We start from the raw sequence: 17,659 nt of genomic DNA on the forward strand, positions 1-17,659 counted from the left end.
CCGGATCACGCCGGCGCCTTCAGCAGGTAGCCCAGGCCACGCAGCGTGACGAGCTGGACGCCGGTGGGCGCCAGGCGCTTGCGCAGCCGGTAGGCCACGACCTCGATCGCTTCCAGTTGCACCTCGGGCTGGCCCGGGAACACCGTCTCGAACAGCCGCTCCTTGGCCAGCGCATGGCCCGGGCGCTGCAGCAGCGCGCGCAGCAGCGTGGCCTCGCGCGGAGGCAGCTCCATCGCCTCGCCGCGAAAGTAGACCGCGCCACTGTCGGGGTCGCATCGCAGGCCCGCGAACTCGGGCGCGGCTGGCGCGGCGCCGGCCTGCGCGTGCCGGCGTGCCAGCGCCCGGATGCGCGCCTCCAGCTCGTCGAGGTCGAAGGGCTTGGGCAGGTAGTCGTCGGCGCCGGTGTTCAGGCCGATGATGCGGTCGCCGATCGTGCCGCGGGCAGTCAGCACGATGACCGGTGTGGTGAGGCCCTCGGCCCGGGCGCGTTCGAGCACCTTCAGGCCATCCAGGCCGGGCAGGCTCAAGTCGAGCAGGACCACGTCGGGCACGGCGGCCTGCCAGCGCTCCAATGCCCGCGCGCCATCGCTGCAGGTGGCCACGCGCATGCCGCGCCGTTCCAGCGTGCGTTGCAGCGTGGCCTGCAGGGCGGGGTCGTCTTCGATCAACAGCAGTTTCACGGGCGCGACCTTAGCACCGGCGGCCGACCGTGTCCGCCCAGGCATTCGGGGTTTCCCTAGCCCCGCCGACAGCCGGATGACAGCCCCATTCGCGAGCATGCGAACGTCCACACCCAATCATCACAAGGAGACTGTGCGATGCGCCGCGATACCTTCCTCAAATCCCTGGCCGCACTGGCCGCGAGCTCCGGCCTGCCGCTGCAGGCGCTCGCCGCCGGCGCCAACCTGAAAATGATGATCCCGGCGAACCCGGGTGGTGGTTGGGACGCGACCGGCCGCGCGCTGGGCAAGGCGCTGCAAGAGGCGGGCGCCGCGGCGACGGTGAGCTACGACAACAAGGGTGGCGCCGCCGGGGCGCTGGGCCTGGCGCAGTTCGTCAATGCGAGCAAGGGCGATCCGAACGCGATCATGGTGATGGGCGCGGTGATGCTGGGCGGCATCATCACCGGCAAGCCGCCGGTCAGCCTGTCGCAGGCGACGCCGCTGGCCCGCCTGACGAGCGAGTACAACGTCTTCGTGCTGCCGTCCGATTCGCCTTTCAAGACGATGAAGGACGTGGTCGAGCAGATGAAGAAGGACCCGGGCAGCATCAAGTGGGGCGGCGGCTCGCGCGGCTCGACCGAGCACATCGCCGCGGCGATGATCGCCCGCGAGGTCGGTGTCGATGCGGCCAAGATCAACTACGTGCCGTTCCGCGGGGGCGGCGAGGCGACGGCGGCGATCCTGGGTGGCAACGTCACCATCGGTGGCAGCGGCTACAGCGAGTTCCAGAGCTACATCGAGGCCGGCAAGATGCGCGCGATCGGCGTCACCTCCGATGCGCGGCTCAAGGGCATCAACGTGCCGACGCTGAAGGAGCAGGGCATCAATGTCGTGATCGGCAACTGGCGCGGTGTCTACGCTGCACCCGGCATCACGCCCGAGCAGCGCAAGGCGCTCGTCGACATGATCGTGAAGGCCACCAAGACCAAGGCCTGGGCCGAGGCGCTGCAGAAGAACGGCTGGACGCCGGCGCTGTTGACCAGCCCCGACTTCGACAAGTTCGTCGACGACGAGTTCGCCAGCCTGCGTGCGGTGATGGTCAAGGCCGGGATGATCTGACGTGGACGTGAAGCAAGCCCTCCTGGGTGCCGGCGTGCTCGGCGCCGGTGCGCTGTTCCTGGTCGGCGGGCTGCAGCTCAGCGCCGAGGCCGGCTATGCCGGCGTCGGCCCGAACTTCCTGCCCCTTCTGGTGGGCGCGATGCTCGCCTTGTGCGGCGGCTGGCTGGTCTGGGAGGCCGCCACGGGCGGCTTCCGGAACATGGAGGAGGCGTCGGGCGCCGCGCGGGGCGACTGGGTCGGGTTCGCCTGGGTCAGCGCCGGCATCCTCGCCAACGCGGCCCTGATCACGACGATCGGCTTCATCCTCAGCTGCACCTTGTGCTTCGTGCTCGCGGCGCGCGGCTTCAAATGGGCCCAGGGGGCGCGCGGCGTCGGCCTGCAGGCGATTGCCGTAGATGCGCTGATCGGCGTGGCGATCTCGGCCCCGGTGTTCTGGATGTTCACCCAGTTGCTGGCGATCGGCCTGCCGGGCCTCACCTCGACCGGATGGATTTGAAATGGAAATCCTCAATCAACTGCTGCACGGTTTCGCGACCGCCGGCACCCCGATCAACCTGATGTGGGCGCTCCTGGGCTGCATCATCGGCACGGCGGTGGGCGTGCTGCCCGGCATCGGGCCGGCCACCGCGGTGGCCATGCTGCTGCCGATCACGCTGAAGGTCGAGCCGACCGCCTCGATGATCTTCTTCGCCGGCATCTACTACGGTGCCATGTACGGCGGCTCGACGACCTCGATCCTGCTGAACACGCCGGGCGAATCGGGGTCGATGGTGACCGCGATGGAAGGCAACAAGATGGCCAAGAGCGGCCGTGCCGGCGCGGCGCTGGCCACCGCGGCGATCGGCTCCTTCGTCGCGGGCACGATCGCCACGGTCCTGGTCACGTTCTGCGCCCCCATCGTCGCGAACTACGCGGTCAAGCTCGGACCACCCGAGTACTTCATGTTGATGCTGCTGGCCTTCACCACCGTGTCGGCGGTGCTGGGGCAGAGCACGCTGCGCGGGCTGACGGCGCTGGCGGTCGGGCTGGCTTTCGGCCTGGTCGGGCTGGATCAGATCTCGGGCACCGCTCGCTTCACCGGCGGCGTGCCGGAGTTGATGGACGGCATCGAGGTCGTGCTGATCGCGGTGGGCCTGTTCGCGGTCGGCGAGGCGCTCTACAACGTGCTGTACGAGGGCCGCGCGGTCGAGACGCAGAACCGGATGAGCCGCGTGCACATGAGCCGCAGCGACTGGAAGCGCTCGTGGCCGGCGTGGATCCGCGCCACCTTCATCGGCGTGCCCTTCGGCACGATTCCCGCCGGTGGCAGCGAGATTCCGACCTTCCTCAGCTACGCGACCGAAAAGAAGCTCTCGAAGCACAAGGAGGAGTTCGGCACCATCGGCGCGATCGAGGGTGTGGCCGGGCCGGAGGCCGCCAACAACGCGGCGATCACCGCCACCCTGATGCCGCTGCTGACGCTGGGCATCCCGACCTCGAACACGACGGCGATCCTGCTGGGGGCTTTCCAGAACTACGGTATCCAGCCGGGGCCGCAGCTGTTCGACACCAACGGGGCGCTGGTCTGGGCCTTGATCGCGTCGCTGTACATCGGCAACGTGATGCTGCTGGTGCTGAACTTGCCGCTCGTCGGGCTGTGGGTCAAGTTGCTGAAGATCCCGAAGGCGCCGCTGTACGCGGGCATCCTGATCTTCGCGACGGTGGGCGTGTACGGCATGCGCCAATCGGCCTTCGATCTGGTGCTGCTGTATGCGATCGGCCTGCTCGGGGTGGCGATGCGGCGCTTCGATTTCCCGACCGCGCCGGTGGTCGTCGGCATGATCCTCGGCCCGCTGGCCGAGGCGCAGATGCGCAACGCGCTGTCGATCGGCGAGGGGCGCTGGACGATCTTCCTGCAGCGTCCGATGTCGCTCGTGCTGCTGGTCGTCGTGCTGACGGTGCTGATCCTGCCGCGCGTCGTGAAGTGGCTCAAGCCGCAGCACGAGCCGGATGCGGTGGTGCGGGTGTAGTCAGTCGGAGGCGCCCAGCGCCAGCGCGCGCTGGCGCTGGGCCTCGCGATCGGCAGCGCCGGCCGCCGCCGGTGCATCAACCCAGCCCGACAGGTGGCGCCTGGCCAGTTCGGCCAGTGCCGCCATGCCGGCCGGGTCGTCGTTCAGGCAGGGGATGTAGCGGTACTCGCGGCCACCGGCGTGCAGGAAGGTCTCGCGGCCCTCCTGGGCGATCTCCTCGAGCGTCTCCAGGCAGTCGGCCGCGAAGCCGGGGCAGATCACGTCGACCCGCTTCGTGCCGGCGGCGGCCAGCTCGCGCAGCGAGGCGTCGGTGGCCGGCCCCAGCCACCGGGCGCGGCCGAAGCGGCTCTGGAAGCTGATGCGCCATTGCGCCGGCGCGAGCTGCAACGCCTCGGCCAGCAGGCGCGCGGTTTTCTGGCACTGGCAGTGATAGGGGTCGCCGAGCTTCAGCGTGCGCTCGGGCATGCCGTGAAAGCTCATCACGAGCACGTCACCGCGGCCCTCGCGCTGCCAGTGCGCCCGCACGCTGGCGGCCAGCGCCGCGATGTGGGCCGGGTCGTCGTGGTACTGGTGGATGAATCGGAACTCGGGCACCCAGCGTGCACGCTGGCCCCAGGCCGCGACCGCGTCGAAGGTGCTGGCGGTGGTGGCGCCGGAATACTGCGGGTAGGCCGGCAGCACGAGGATGCGCCGCACGCCTTCGGCCGCAAAGGCGTCGAGCGCCGACGCGATCGAGGGCTGCCCGTAGCGCATCGCCGGCCGCACGCTGACCATGCAGCCGCGCTCGCCGAGATAGCCCTGCAGCAGCTTGGCCTGCTTGTCGGTCCATACCGCGAGCGGTGATCCTTCGGGCAGCCAGATGCTGGCGTATTTCCTGGCCGACCTGGCCGGCCGCGTGCGCAGGATGATGCCGTGCAGGATCGGCCACCAGACGAGGCGCGGGATCTCGACCACGCGCGGGTCGCCGAGGAACTCGGCCAGGTAGCGGCGCAGGGCCGCCGGCGTCGGTGCGTCGGGTGTGCCCAGGTTGGCGAGCAGCACGCCGACCGGAGAGGCCTGACCGTGGCGGTAGGGTGGGGCAGGCGAGGCCGGCACGGCGCTCAGGCTTCGCCGGGTGGCGGCACCAGCCGCATCGGCAGGGTGTCGTCGAGGCTGGCCATCACGTTGAAGCGCAGCACCGGCACGCCCAGTTCGTTGGGCGAGCCGCCCAGGCCGATGTCGCCGCTGCCGTGCAGGGTGCAGGAGCCGCGGCGCAGGCTCAGCACTTCGTCGTCGCCCGCGAAGCGCACATAGGTGCCGTTGATGCTGAGGTCGGTGACCTGCAGCGAGCCGCCCATCCAGTCGATGCGCGCGTGCGTACGGGAGACTCGAGCCTCGTCGATCATCAGGCCGCAGGCCGACCCGCGGCCGATGAGCACCGGCAGGTCGGAGCGAGTGAAGCGATAGACCCCATCGCGCCACAGCAGCTGCAGGCCCTGCGGCTCGGCGAGATCGAAGCGCGTCTCCATCAGCGTGGCGGTGCTGTCGGAGCTGGGCGGCGGCAGCATGTGCACCTCCACCGGCTCGGCGCGGCCGCGCAGGTGCACGCGATCGAGCGAGCGGTAGTTGCCGCGGGTGTCGAACGGCAGCTCGTCAAAGAGCTCGCCGGTGATCAAGGTCTCGTTGTCGCCTGCATGGTCGAGCAGGCGGGCGGCCACGTTGACGGCATCGCCGAAGCAATCGCCGTTGACCTCGACCACCTCGCCCAGCGCCATCGCGATCTGCAGGCGCAACCGCGCGACGCCCGGCGCCGCGTGCGGCGCCGCGACCGTGGATTCCAGCAGGTCATGCATCTGCATCGCGCTGGCGACCGCCATCGACGGCACGGCATAGACCGCCATCAGGCCGTCACCGAGCGTCTTGATGACCTGGCCACCCATCGCCGGCACGCGCTGGGCCAGCGCGTTGATCGTCTGGGTGACGACCGCGGTGGCTTGCGCGTTGCCGAGCGATTCGTACAGTGCCGTGCTGCCGCGCAGATCGGCGAACAGCACGGTGCGACGCTTGATGGTGGTCATGCGCCAAGCAGTTTAACTGCCGACCCCATGCCGGATCGGCACCCCCTTGGGTATCTGTGTATCAGATGTTATCGAGATAGGTGCGCAGCTTGTCCGAGCGGCTCGGGTGCTTGAGCTTGCGGATCGCCTTGGCCTCGATCTGGCGGATGCGCTCGCGCGTCACGTCGAACTGCTTGCCCACTTCTTCCAGCGTGTGGTCGGTGGACATCTCGATGCCGAAGCGCATGCGCAGCACCTTGGCCTCGCGCGGGGTCAGCGAGTCGAGGATGTCCTTCACCACGTCGCGCAGGCCGGCTTGCATGGCAGCCTCGATCGGCGCGGTGTTGTTGGTGTCCTCGATGAAGTCGCCCAGGTGCGAATCGTCGTCGTCGCCGATCGGCGTTTCCATGGAGATCGGCTCCTTGGCGATCTTCATGATCTTGCGGATCTTGTCCTCGGGCATCTCCATCTTCTCGGCCAGCGTCGGCGCGTCCGGCTCGAAGCCGAACTCCTGCAGGTGCTGGCGCGACAGCCGGTTCATCTTGTTGATCGTCTCGATCATGTGAACCGGGATGCGGATGGTGCGCGCCTGGTCGGCGATCGAGCGGGTGATGGCCTGGCGGATCCACCACGTCGCGTAGGTCGAGAACTTGTAGCCGCGGCGGTATTCGAACTTGTCGACCGCCTTCATCAGGCCGATGTTGCCTTCCTGGATCAGGTCGAGGAACTGCAGGCCGCGGTTGGTGTACTTTTTCGCGATCGAGATCACCAGGCGCAGGTTGGCCTCGATCATCTCCTTCTTCGCGTCGCGCGAGGCCTTTTCGCCCTCGTTCATCCGGCGGTTGATGTGCTTCAGGTCGTCGATCGGCACGACGGCGCGCGCCTGCAGGTCGACCAGCTTCTGCTGCAACTCCTGGATCGCGGGCAGGCTGCGGCCCATCACCGTGCTGTAGGCCTTGCCGGCGGCGGCTTCCTTCTCGCTCCACTTCAGGTTCAGCGAGTTCGGCGGGAAGGTCTTGATGAAGTGCTCTTGCGGCATGCCGCACTTGTCGACCACGATCTTGCGGATCTCGCGCTCGTAGCGGCGCACGTCGTCGACCTGCGAGCGCAGGATGTCGCACAGCTTCTCGATCGTCTTGACCGTGAAGCGGATCGTCATCAGGTCGTCGCTGATCGCGTGCTGGGCCTTGTTGTAGGCCGCCGACTGGTAGCCTTCCTTCTCGAAGGCGCGGCGCATCTTGTCGAAGTGCACGCGCAGTTCGGTGAACTTGCCCAGCGCCTGGCTCTTCAGCTCCTCGAGCTTCTTGGTCAGCGCCTTCGAGCCGCCGTTGCCGTCGTCGTCGTCTTCCTCGTCGAACTCGTCGAAGTCTTCTTCGGCGACGTAGTCGTCGGCCTCGTCTTCGGCAACGAAACCATCGACGACCTCGGAGATCTGCATCTCGCCGGCAGCGATCTTGTCGGCCATCGCGAGAATCTCGGCGATGGTCGTCGGCGACGCGGAGATGGCCAGCATCATGGCCTGCAGGCCGCCTTCGATGCGCTTGGCGATCTCGATCTCGCCCTCACGCGTGAGCAGCTCGACCGAGCCCATCTCGCGCATGTACATGCGCACCGGGTCGGTCGTGCGGCCGAACTCGGAGTCGACGGTCGACAGCGCCGCCTCGGCGGCTTCTTCGGCCTCTTCTTCGGTCGCGGTGGAGGTGGCGCCGCCGGCGATCAGCAGCGTGGCGGCATCCGGTGCCTGCTCGTAGACCGCGATGCCCATGTCGTTGAGCATCGAGATGATGGCTTCGAGAATCTCCTCGTTGACCAGCTTCTCGGGCAGGTGATCGTTGATCTCCTGGTGCGTGAGGTAGCCACGCGTCTTGCCCATCTTGATGAGCGTCTTCAGCTCCTGGCGGCGCTTGGCGACCTCTTCCTCGGTCAGCGCCGTTTCATCCAGGCCGAATTCGCGCATCAGCGCGCGCTCCTTGGCGCGCGATACCTTCATGCGCAGGGGCTTGGCCTTGGGCTTGTCTTCGGCCTCGTCGACCTCGACGACCTCGGCTTCGACCTCGCCTTCCAGGTCGGCTTCGATGTCGGCCAGGTCCTCGTCCAGCTCGGCCGTCTTCTTGGCCGGCTCGGCGGCCTTGGCGCCCTTCTTGGCAGCGGCCTTCGCGGGCGCAGCCTTGCCCTTGGCCGCAACGGCCTTCTTGGTTTCCTCGACCGACGCGCTTGCCTTCGCGGCCGCCTTGGCGGCGGGCTTTGCCGGCGCGGCCGGCGCGGGTTTGGCAGTGGCGGTCTTGGTCTCGGGTTTGGCTGCGGCAGCGGGCTTCTTCGCGGTCATGCAGAGTGTCTCGATGAGGGTGATCCTTCAACAGCCCGCGGGTTCCGTGCCGCTTGCATGCGAATGGCGCCACGCGGGATAACTCCCGGAAGCGAATCCATCGGGCAGGCGGAACAAAACACCCACCGGCCACCGAGGACGAGAGCGGCGGCACGGGTCGGGCAGGCAAGCTGGCGTGAACGTCTGGAAGTGCAGCCCTGCGGGAGGTGGCCTGTGTCGTACCCCGTGTCGCGGGGGGCCGGTTCCGTCAGGAGCTGCTGTCACTCTTGCCGCTGAAACGTGGATTATACCTACAAGCCCCTCGTGGTGCTGGGGCAATGACCTCAATCCGTGGAAGGTGTGGCAGTCAGCCGCTCCTTGGCTTCCTTCCAGCGCGGCTCGACCAGGCGGTATTCGGCCAGCGCGTCGCGCCGCGTGGCCGACTCGGCGACCAGCGCCTTCAGCCGCGCGCCGAGCTCGCGAACCAGCAGCGTGTCCATCGCGCGGCGCAGGTCGGCCGGGGTGGCACCGGGATCGGCGTCGCCGTCGGCGAGTGCGCTGGCGTCGGTCGCCAACTCCGGATCGGCCGCCAATGCTTCGCGGATCACGGCCCAGGGGCGCACACCGTGCTCGGCCAGCTCGCGCTCCAGCCACGCGATGATCGTGCCGTGGGGGGGCGGGAGCTGATGCAGCAGGTCGTGCTCGTCGGCGGGCAGGTCGTGCCACCAGCCAGGCTGGCCGAACAGCATCTGCACCACGCGGTCTTCCGGCCGCTTGGGCGCCTGGCGGCGGCCCTGGGGTCGGGGCAGGCCATCGCCTTCGTCTCGGCGGGGCCAGCGATTGCGCCGCTCGCCGCCGCCGCTGCCATGACCATGGCGAGGTGAGGCGGCTGGCTCGGCGTCGTGCCGCTCACGCGGCGTGCCACCGACCTGCCACAGCCGCGCGAGCTCGTCGGCCGGCAGGCCGCCACGCAATGCCAGCTCGCCGAGCAATTGCAGCTTCAGCGCGCCGTCCGGCAGGGCCTGCCAGAGTGGTTTGGCCTGCGACAGCATGCGCGCGCGGCCCTCGGCCGACGACAGGTCGCAATCGACAGCGGCGTGGTCGAGCAACTGGCGCGACAGCGGCACCGCGTTGCGAACGAACGCTTCGAAGGCCTCCGCGCCGTACTCGCGCACGTAGCTGTCGGGGTCGTGTTCGGGCGGCAGGAAGAGGAAGCGGAAGCTGCGCGTGTCGCTGGCGTGGGGCAGGGCGGCTTCGAGCGCCCGGCCGGCGGCGCGGCGGCCGGCGGCGTCACCGTCGAAGCTGAACACCACCTGGTCGGTGAAGCGCAGCAGCTTGTGAACGTGGTCGGCGGTGCAGGCGGTGCCGAGCGTGGCCACGGCGTTCGGAAACCCCAGCTGGGCCAGCGCGACCACGTCCATGTAGCCTTCGGTGACCAGCGCATAACCCTTGGCGCGCAGACCGCTGCGGCATTCGTACAGGCCGTAGAGCTCGCGCCCCTTGACGAAGATCGGTGTCTCGGGCGAATTCAGGTACTTGGGCTCGCCCTGGTCCAGCACCCGGCCGCCGAAGGCGATGGTTTCGCCCTTGACATTGCGGATCGGGAACATGATGCGGTCACGGAAGCGGTCATAGCGCTTCTGCTCGGCTTCGCTCTTGCCTTCATCCTGCCCCTGGACGATGACCATGCCCGATTCGGCCAGCGCCGGGTCGTCGTAGCGGGGGAAGACGCTGGCCAGCGTGCGCCAGCCTTCGGGCGCGTAGCCGAGGCCGAAGCGCGCGGCGATCTCGCCGGTCAGGCCGCGGCCCTTCAGGTAGGCGACAGCGCGCGGGCTGCTCTTGAGCTGCTTGCGATAGTGCTCGGCCGCCTTTTCCAGGACGTCGATCAGGCCCAGCTGCTGCTCGCGCTTTTCGGCGGCCTGGGCGCGCTCGGCGGGGCTGGCTTCGTCCTCGGGCACGCTGATGCCAGCTTCCTGCGCCAGATCCTTCACCGCCTCGATGAAGCTCATGCCGTGGTGCTCGGTGAGGAAGCGGATCGCGTCGCCGTGCGCGCCGCAGCCGAAGCAGTGGTAGGTCTGCCGCGACGGGCTGACGATGAAGCTCGGCGTCTTCTCGCCGTGAAAGGGGCACAGGCCCTTGTAGTTGATGCCCGCCTTTTTCAGCTCGACATGGCGACCCACCACCGCCACCACATCGGTGCGGGCAAGCAGATCCTGGATGAAGCCGGACGGGATCACGAAAGAGCAGTTGGGGGTGCCGGGGCGTTTCGCAAACGAGATCGGGGCAGCCGAAGCTGCCCCGATGCGGGTTCGTGATCTTCGCACAAGGCCGGCATCGCCGGCCCGGCGAAGGCGCTCAGATCGCGAAGTCGTCGAGCGTCTTGCCACCCGTCAGCGCGGCCTGCAACCACTTGGGTTTCAGGCCTCGGCCGGTCCAGGTCTGGCCCGAGGCGGGGTCGCGGTATTTGGCGGCCACTTTCTTGCCGGGCTCGGCCTTGGGCGCGGCCGCCTTGCCGGCCAGATCGGCAGCCGTCAGGCCATATTCGGCCATCAGCGCCTTGACCTTGGCGATCGCGTCCGCCTTGGCGGTGCGCTGGGCTTCGGCAATCTTCTTCTCGAGGGCGGCTTTTTGCGCCAGCAATTCTTGGATGGATTCCATGCGAATACTCCTGAAATACCCGTGGGCGAGCAGATCATATCGCATGGATCGGCCGCGGCGGGCCGGCTTTAGGAAACTACTTATAGCCGACCCGATCCAGCATTTGCTGCACCTTCACCTGATTCATGCCGATCACCGAAATCGGCACCGATTCGGCCTTGAAGCTGCCCAGCTTGTCGAGGGCCGGGTTGGCAATTTTCAGGTTCGCCACGGCGGGCCATTCGTTGTTTCCGTTGGCGAAATACGACTGGGCAGCGTCGCTCGCGAGGTATTCGAGGAAACGCACCGCGGCCGCACGGTTCTTGGCGTAGCGGGCCACCGCGCCGCCGGCGATATTCACATGTGTGCCGGTCGTGGCCTGGTTGGGCATCACGACGGCGATCTGTTCGACAGTGGCCTTGTCCTCGGCCTTGTCGGAGCGCATCAGCCGGGCCAGGTAGTAGCTGTTGGTCAGTGCAATCGCGCACTCGCCGCTGGCCACCGCCTTGATCTGGTCGGTGTCGCCGCCCTTCGGCGGGCGGGCCATGTTGTCGACCAGGCCCTTCAGCCACGCCTCGGTCCTGGGCGGCCCGAGGTGTTCCATCATCGCGCCGAACAGCGACAGGTTATAAGGGTGCGAGCCGGAGCGGGTGCAGAGTTTGCCGCGGTTTTTCGGGTCGGCCAGTTCCTCGTAGGTATCGACGTCGTCGCGCGAGACGACCTGCTTGTTGTAGACGACGATCCGGGCGCGGGTCGAGAAACCAAACCACTGCGAGCCTTCGCCCGTGTCCTTGCTGCGCAGGTTCGCCGGAATGCGGCTTTCCAGCAGCTTGTCACGCGCGGGCTGGAACAGGCCATCGACCTCGGCGCGCCACAACCGGGCGGCGTCGACCAGCAGAATCACGTCCGCTGGGCTGGCGCTGCCTTCACTCTTCAGGCGGGCGAGGATGCCGGCGTCGTCGGCATCGACCCGTTTGATCTTGATGCCGGTGGCCTTGGTGAAATTGTCGTAGAGCGCCTCGTCCGTCTGGTAGTGGCGGGCTGAATACAGATTCAGCACATTCTCTTCGGCCTGCGAAACCAGGGGCAGCGCGGCGGCGAGGGCGGCGACGAACGAGGGCAGGAACCGGCGGACCGAACGCATCGAAGACTCCAGAGACCAAACGGGTGCGTTCAGTCTATCTGATAACGAGAATGCTTCGCAATTGCGTTCGTTGAGGTGGATCAAGCGCTGGGCGGGACGTAGCCGGTGGGCTGGTCGGCGCCGCCGCCGAACAGGAACTGCTCCATCTGCCGTGCCAGGTACTGGCGGGCCCGCGCATCGGCCAGGTTCAGCCGGTTTTCATTGACCAGCATGGTCTGGTGGCGCTTCCACAGCTCGAAGGCTTCCTTGCTGATGTTGTCGTAGATGCGCTTGCCGAGCTCGCCGGGGTAGGGCGGGAAGTCGAGGCCCTCGGCTTCCTTCTTCAGGTAGGTGCATTGGATGGTGCGGGCCATGGGGCGCCTTTCGTGAAAGGTGGAATCAGTTGAGCTTCTTGAACAGGACCTGCGAGCGCCGATCCCAGTTGTATTTGCGCTTGCGGGCCTCGGGCAGCCGGTCAGGGTCGACCTGGACGAAGCCGCGCTTGATGAACCAGTGCATCGTGCGCGTCGTCAGCACGAAGATGGATTCGAGCCCCATCGTGCGGGCACGTTGCTCGACACGCTTGAGGATCTTGTCGCCGTCGCCCTGGCCCTGGACCTGGGGCGACACGGTCAGCGCCGCCATCTCACCGGTGCGCGCCTCGGGGTAGGGGTAGAGCGCGGCGCAGCCGAAGATCACGCCGTCGTGCTCGATCACGGTGTAGTTGGCGATGTCGCGCTCGATCTCGGTGCGGTCGCGCTTAACCAGCGTGCCGTCGCGCTCGAACGGCTCGATCAGCTGCAGGATGCCGCCGACGTCGTCGCTGGTGGCCTCGCGCAGGCTCTCGAGCTTCTCGTCGACCACCATCGTGCCGATGCCGTCGTGGGTGAAGACCTCGAGCAGCAGCGCGCCGTCGGTCGCGAAGGGCAGGATGTGCGAGCGCTCGACGCCGCCGTGGCAGGCCCGCACGCAGTGCTGCAGGTAGAAGCCGACGTCGGTGGGCTGCATCGGCGCCGGCAGCGAGGCCAGCAGTCGCTCGGCATCGGCCAGCGCGAGCTCGGTGTCGACCGGGGTCTCGGCATCGCTCGGCACCTCGTGGATGCCGGGCACCTCGGTCAGGAACAGCAGCTTGTCGGCCTGCAGCGCGATCGCGGTCTGGGTGGCCACGTCTTCCATCGACAGGTTGAAGGCCTCGCCAGTGGGCGAGAAGCCGAACGGCGACAGCAGCACCAGGGCGCCGATGTCGATCACCTTGCGGATCGCGCCGGCGTCGACCTTGCGCACGAAGCCGCTGTGCTGGAAATCGATGCCGTCGACGATGCCCACGGGCCGGGCGGTCAGGAAGTTGCCCGAGACCACCCGCACCGTCGCGTTGGCCATCGGCGTGTTGGGCAGGCCTTGCGAGAACGCCGCCTCGATCTCGAAGCGCAGCTGGCCGGCGGCCTCTTGGGCGCTGTCGAGCGCGACGCTGTCGGTGATGCGCATGCCGTGCGAGAAGCGCGAGACGTGGCCCTTGGCCGCGAGCTGCTCGTTGACCTGCGGCCGAAAGCCGTGCACCAGCACGATATGAACGCCCATCGCGTGCAGGATGGCCAAATCCTGCGCGAAGGCGTTCAGTCGCCCGGCGGCGATCAGCTCGCCGGTGATGCCGACGACGAAGGTCTTGCCGTGGTAGGCGTGGATGTGCGGCGCGACTGATCGAAACCAGGGCACGAAGGTGTGGGGAAAGACCAGATCCATATCGGCGCTCATTTTGCCCCAGGGGGTCGCCGCGGACGCGGCGCGGATAATCCGCGCCCTGCCCATGTCGACCCCTCCCAACGAACGACCGCCTCAGCGGCCGCCCCAGCGCTCATCGCCCAGGCCACCCGGCCCACGCCCGGCGCGCCCGCCGCGGCCGGTGCAGGCGAACCCCGTTCCGCCCATCAGCTACCCGGAGTCGCTGCCCGTTTCGGCGCGGCGCGAGGAGATTGCGCGCGCGCTGCGCGAGCACCCGGTGATCATCGTCAGCGGCGAGACGGGCTCGGGCAAGACCACGCAGTTGCCCAAGATCGCGCTCGAGCTGGGCCGCGGCCTCGGCGCCGGCGGCGCCGGGCTGATCGGCCACACGCAGCCGCGGCGGATCGCCGCGAGCTCGGTGGCCAAGCGCATCGCCGAGGAGCTCAATTCGCCGCTGGGCGAGGTGGTGGGCTACAAGGTCCGCTTCCAGGATCGCCTGCAGCCGGGCGCCTCGGTCAAGCTGATGACCGACGGCATCCTGCTGGCCGAGACGCAGACCGACCCGCTGCTGAAGGCCTACGACACGCTGATCATCGACGAGGCGCACGAGCGCTCATTGAACATCGATTTCCTGCTCGGCTACCTGAAGGAGGTGCTGGCGCGGCGGCCCGACCTGAAGGTGATCGTGACCTCGGCGACGATCGACGCCGAGCGTTTCGCCAACCACTTCGCGTCGGCCAAGGGCCCGGCGCCGGTGATCCAGGTCAGCGGTCGCACCTTCCCGGTCGAGCAGCGCTGGCGGCCTTTCGAGGAGAGTCGCGAGTTCGACCTGAACGACGCGATCGCCGACGCCGTGGACGAGCTCTGGCGCGAGGGCTCGGGCGACATCCTGGTCTTCCTGCCTGGCGAGCGTGAGATCCGCGAGGCGGCGGACCACTTGAGCAAGCACCTGGCGCACCAGCCGATGCACCGGCACGCCGACATCCTGCCGCTGTTCGCCCGCCTGTCGCAGGCCGAGCAGGACCGCGTGTTCGAGCCCGGCGGCGGCAAGCGCATCGTGCTGGCCACCAACGTGGCCGAGACCTCGCTGACGGTGCCCGGCATCCGCTATGTGGTCGACTCCGGCCACGCGCGGGTCAAGCGCTACAGCTACCGCAACAAGGTCGAGCAGTTGCAGGTCGAGCCAGTCAGCCAGGCCGCCGCGAACCAGCGCGCCGGCCGCTGCGGCCGCGTGGCCAACGGCATCTGCATCCGCCTGTACGACGAGAAGGATTTCGCCGGCCGGCCGCGCTTCACCGACCCCGAGATCCTGCGCTCGTCGCTGGCGGGCGTGATCCTGCGGATGAAGGCGCTGCACCTCGGCCTGGTGGAGGAGTTTCCGTTCCTCGAACCGCCGCCGCGCAAGGCGATCGCCGATGGTTATGCCCTGCTCGCCGAGCTGGGCGCGGTGGACGAAGCGAACGAGCTGACGCCGATCGGCAAGGAGCTCGCGAAACTGCCGCTGGACCCGCGCGTCGGCCGCATGATCCTCGAGGCGCGCGATCGGCAGTCGCTGACCGAGGTGCTGATCATCGCCAGCGCGCTCAGCGTGCAGGATGTGCGCGACCGTCCGCTTGAAGCCCAGCAGGCCGCCGATGAGAAGCACAAGAAGTTCGACGACGAGAAGTCGGAGTTCATGGGCTACCTGAAGCTGTGGAAGTGGATCGAGGAAGGCCGCGGCGTGCACGGCCACGCGGGCGAGAAGAACGACGTCCACAAGCTCAGCAACCGCCAGCAGGAGCAGCGCCTGCGCGACAGCTTCGTCAGCCCGCGCCGCGTGCGCGAGTGGCGCGACATCCACAGCCAGCTGCAGACGGTGGTCGCCGAACACGGCTGGCGACTGAACGGCGCGCCGGCCACCTACGAGCAGATCCACCAGTCCATGCTCGCCGGGCTGCTGGGCAACATCGGCTGCAAGGCGGACGACGACGACTGGTACCTCGGCGCCCGCGGCATCAAGTTCTGGCGCCACCCGGGCGCGCACCTGAGCAAGAAGCCCGGCCGCTGGCTGATCGCCGCCGAGCTGGTCGACACGACGCGGCTGTTCGGCCGCGGCTTGGCGGCGATCGAGCCGCAGTGGATACCGCCGGTCGCCGGCCATCTGCTCAAGACCCAGCTGCTGGAGCCGCACTGGGAGAAGAAGGCGGCCGAGGTCATCGCGCTGGAGCGGGCCACGCTGTACGGCATCGTCGTCTACGCCAACCGCCGGGTGAACTTCGGCCGGGTCGACCCGGTGGCGGCGCGCCAGATCTTCATTCGCGAGGCGCTGGTCAACGGCGAGTGGGAGACCCGGCTGCCCTTCCTGGCCCACAACCGCAAGATGATCGCGCAGGTCGAGGAGCTGGAGCACAAGGCGCGCCGGCAGGACGTGCTGGTCGACGACGAGCTGATCCACGCCTACTACGACCAGCAGATCCCGGCCGAGGTGGTCAGCGGCGCGAGCTTTGAGCGCTGGTACCGCGAGGAGCTGAAGCGCCAGCCCAAGCTGCTGATGCTCAGCCGCGAGGAGCTGATGCGCCACGAGGCGGCGGGCATCACGACCTCGGCCTTCCCGAAGACGATCCGCCTGGGCGGGGTGGACTGCGCGGCCGCCTACCTGCACGAGCCGGGCGACGCCAAGGACGGCGTCACGGTCAACGTGCCGATCTACGCGCTGAACCAGGTCAGCGAGGAGCGCTGCGAGTGGCTGGTGCCCGGCATGCTGGAGGCCAAGGTGCTGGCGCTGGTCAAGAGCCTGCACCAGCGGCCGCGCTCGCGCCTGGTGCCGCTGCCCGAGTTTGCCGCCGAATTCGGCGCGAGCACGCCGTTCGCGCAAGGGCCGCTGATGGACGCGCTGCTGAAGGCCGTGCGCGAACGCACCCAGCTCGCGGTGCAGCGCAACGACTTCAAGCTCGAGCAGTTGCCGCCGCACCTGTTCATGAACTTCCGCGTGGTCGACGAGCACGGCCGCCAGCTCGGCATGGGCCGCCAGCTCGCCAGCCTGAAGGCCGAGTGGGGTGGCCAGGCGCGCACGGCCTTCCAGGCCCTGGCAGCCTTGAAGCGACCCGAGACACCGGCCGCCACGCCCGCGCCGGTGGTTGCCTCGGCGGCGTCGGCCTCGCGTGGCGTCGTGGCGGTGGTCAAGGCGCCCCCCCCGCCGCCGGCCGATTCTCCGCCCGCGCACCACACCAGCTGGAGCTTCGGCGAACTGCCCGAGCTGATGGAGATCCGCCAGAAGGGCCAGACGCTGATCGGCTTCCCGGCGCTGATCGACAAGGGCACGCACGTCGAGATCGAGGTCTTCGACGAGCCCGATGTCGCGGCGCAGCTGCACCGCGCCGGCCTGCGTCGGCTGATCGCGCTGCAGATCAAGGAGCCGCTGAAGTACCTCGAGAAGAACATCCCCGACCTGCAGAAGATGGCGGTGGCCTACATGCCGCTCGGCACGATGGAGGATCTGCGCGACCAGATCATCGGTGTCGCGCTCGACCGCGCCTTCCTGCAGGACCCGCTGCCCCAGGACGCCGCGGCGTTCACGCGCCGCATCGAGGAGGGCCGCACGCGCCTGAACCTGATTGCGCAGGAAGTGGCGCGCCTGGCCGGCACCGTGCTCACCGAATACGCCGCTGCCGCGCGCAAGCTCAAGGACAGCAAGCCGGCGAAGGAGGTGGCCGACGACATCGCCGCGCAGCTTCAGCGCCTGGTGCCCAAGCGCTTCCTGGTGCAGACCCCGTGGGCCGCGCTGCAGCACTTCCCGCGTTATCTCAAGGGGGTTGTGATGCGGCTGGAGAAGTGGCGCGCCGACCCGGCACGCGATGCGCAGCGCCTGGCCGAGATCCGGCCGCTGGAGCAGCGCTGGCAGCGCCGCCTGGCCGAGTTGAAGGGCCAGGCCGATGCGCGGCTCGACGAGTTCCGGTGGCTGCTCGAGGAGTTGCGCATCAGCCTGTTCGCGCAGGAGCTGCGCACGCCGCAGCCGGTGTCGGTGAAGCGGCTGGAGCGCGTGTGGGCCCAGCTCACGAGCTGAGCCCGGC

13 protein-coding genes are annotated in these 17,659 nt (G+C 68.4%); 4 read left to right on the top strand and 9 right to left on the bottom strand.

From position 1 onward, the window contains the following. Window positions 1–5 precede the first annotated feature (5 nt). Window positions 6–680: a response regulator transcription factor gene (locus VJ693_RS25000; protein ID WP_324158774.1), complete on the bottom strand. Its 675-nt coding sequence runs from the start codon at window positions 678–680 to the stop codon at window positions 6–8. A gap of 138 nt (window positions 681–818) precedes the next feature. Between VJ693_RS25000 and VJ693_RS25005 the strand changes: the two genes are divergently transcribed. Genes VJ693_RS25005 through VJ693_RS25015 form a run of 3 tightly spaced genes read left to right on the top strand, consistent with a single transcriptional unit; the run spans window position 819 to window position 3,790 of the window. Further along, the gene (locus VJ693_RS25005; protein ID WP_324158776.1) at window positions 819–1,781 is read left to right on the top strand and encodes a Bug family tripartite tricarboxylate transporter substrate binding protein; all 963 of its coding nucleotides are present in this window, start codon (window positions 819–821) and stop codon (window positions 1,779–1,781) included. Window position 1,782: 1 nt separating this feature from the next. Further along, complete coding sequence (locus VJ693_RS25010) at window positions 1,783–2,277, top strand: tripartite tricarboxylate transporter TctB family protein (protein ID WP_324158778.1); 495 nt, start codon at window positions 1,783–1,785, stop codon at window positions 2,275–2,277. Window position 2,278: 1 nt separating this feature from the next. After that, a complete protein-coding gene (locus VJ693_RS25015; RefSeq protein WP_324158780.1) occupies window positions 2,279–3,790 on the top strand; it encodes a tripartite tricarboxylate transporter permease in 1,512 nt (503 codons plus the stop codon). Here VJ693_RS25015 and hemH read toward each other — a convergent pair whose 3' ends face one another. The 8 genes from hemH to argA all read right to left on the bottom strand — a co-directional run bounded on the left by hemH (window position 3,791) and on the right by argA (window position 13,631). Continuing rightward, window positions 3,791–4,885, bottom strand: coding sequence for a ferrochelatase (hemH, locus tag VJ693_RS25020; RefSeq protein ID WP_324158782.1), 1,095 nt, complete (start codon window positions 4,883–4,885; stop codon window positions 3,791–3,793). It abuts the gene before it with no gap. 5 nt (window positions 4,886–4,890) lie between these two features. Next, entirely contained in the window at window positions 4,891–5,847 is a 957-nt protein-coding gene (locus VJ693_RS25025; protein WP_324158784.1) for an adenylate/guanylate cyclase domain-containing protein, read from the bottom strand. A gap of 61 nt (window positions 5,848–5,908) precedes the next feature. Continuing rightward, on the bottom strand, window positions 5,909–8,152 hold the full coding sequence (gene rpoD / locus VJ693_RS25030; protein WP_324158786.1) for an RNA polymerase sigma factor RpoD: 2,244 nt from the start codon (window positions 8,150–8,152) through the stop codon (window positions 5,909–5,911). A 323-nt stretch (window positions 8,153–8,475) separates the two neighbouring features. Beyond that, the gene (gene dnaG / locus VJ693_RS25035; RefSeq protein WP_324158788.1) at window positions 8,476–10,368 is read right to left on the bottom strand and encodes a DNA primase; all 1,893 of its coding nucleotides are present in this window, start codon (window positions 10,366–10,368) and stop codon (window positions 8,476–8,478) included. Window positions 10,369–10,486: 118 nt separating this feature from the next. Continuing rightward, window positions 10,487–10,834, bottom strand: coding sequence for an H-NS family nucleoid-associated regulatory protein (locus VJ693_RS25040; protein ID WP_414652367.1), 348 nt, complete (start codon window positions 10,832–10,834; stop codon window positions 10,487–10,489). A 31-nt stretch (window positions 10,835–10,865) separates the two neighbouring features. Continuing rightward, window positions 10,866–11,912: an extracellular solute-binding protein gene (locus VJ693_RS25045; protein ID WP_324158790.1), complete on the bottom strand. Its 1,047-nt coding sequence runs from the start codon at window positions 11,910–11,912 to the stop codon at window positions 10,866–10,868. A gap of 80 nt (window positions 11,913–11,992) precedes the next feature. Then, window positions 11,993–12,265, bottom strand: a complete 273-nt coding sequence (locus VJ693_RS25050) for an oxidative damage protection protein (protein ID WP_324158792.1) — start codon at window positions 12,263–12,265, stop codon at window positions 11,993–11,995. Between the two features lie 25 nt (window positions 12,266–12,290). Continuing rightward, window positions 12,291–13,631, bottom strand: a complete 1,341-nt coding sequence (gene argA / locus VJ693_RS25055; protein WP_324158794.1) for an amino-acid N-acetyltransferase — start codon at window positions 13,629–13,631, stop codon at window positions 12,291–12,293. 64 nt (window positions 13,632–13,695) lie between these two features. Between argA and hrpA the strand changes: the two genes are divergently transcribed. After that, window positions 13,696–17,652 (top strand): ATP-dependent RNA helicase HrpA, encoded by a 3,957-nt coding sequence (gene hrpA / locus VJ693_RS25060; protein WP_324158795.1) that lies wholly within the window; start codon window positions 13,696–13,698, stop codon window positions 17,650–17,652. The last annotated feature ends 7 nt before the right edge of the window (window positions 17,653–17,659 follow it).

The organism is Ideonella sp. (assembly GCF_035254525.1).
In the GTDB taxonomy this organism is placed as follows: domain Bacteria; phylum Pseudomonadota; class Gammaproteobacteria; order Burkholderiales; family Burkholderiaceae_C; genus Ideonella.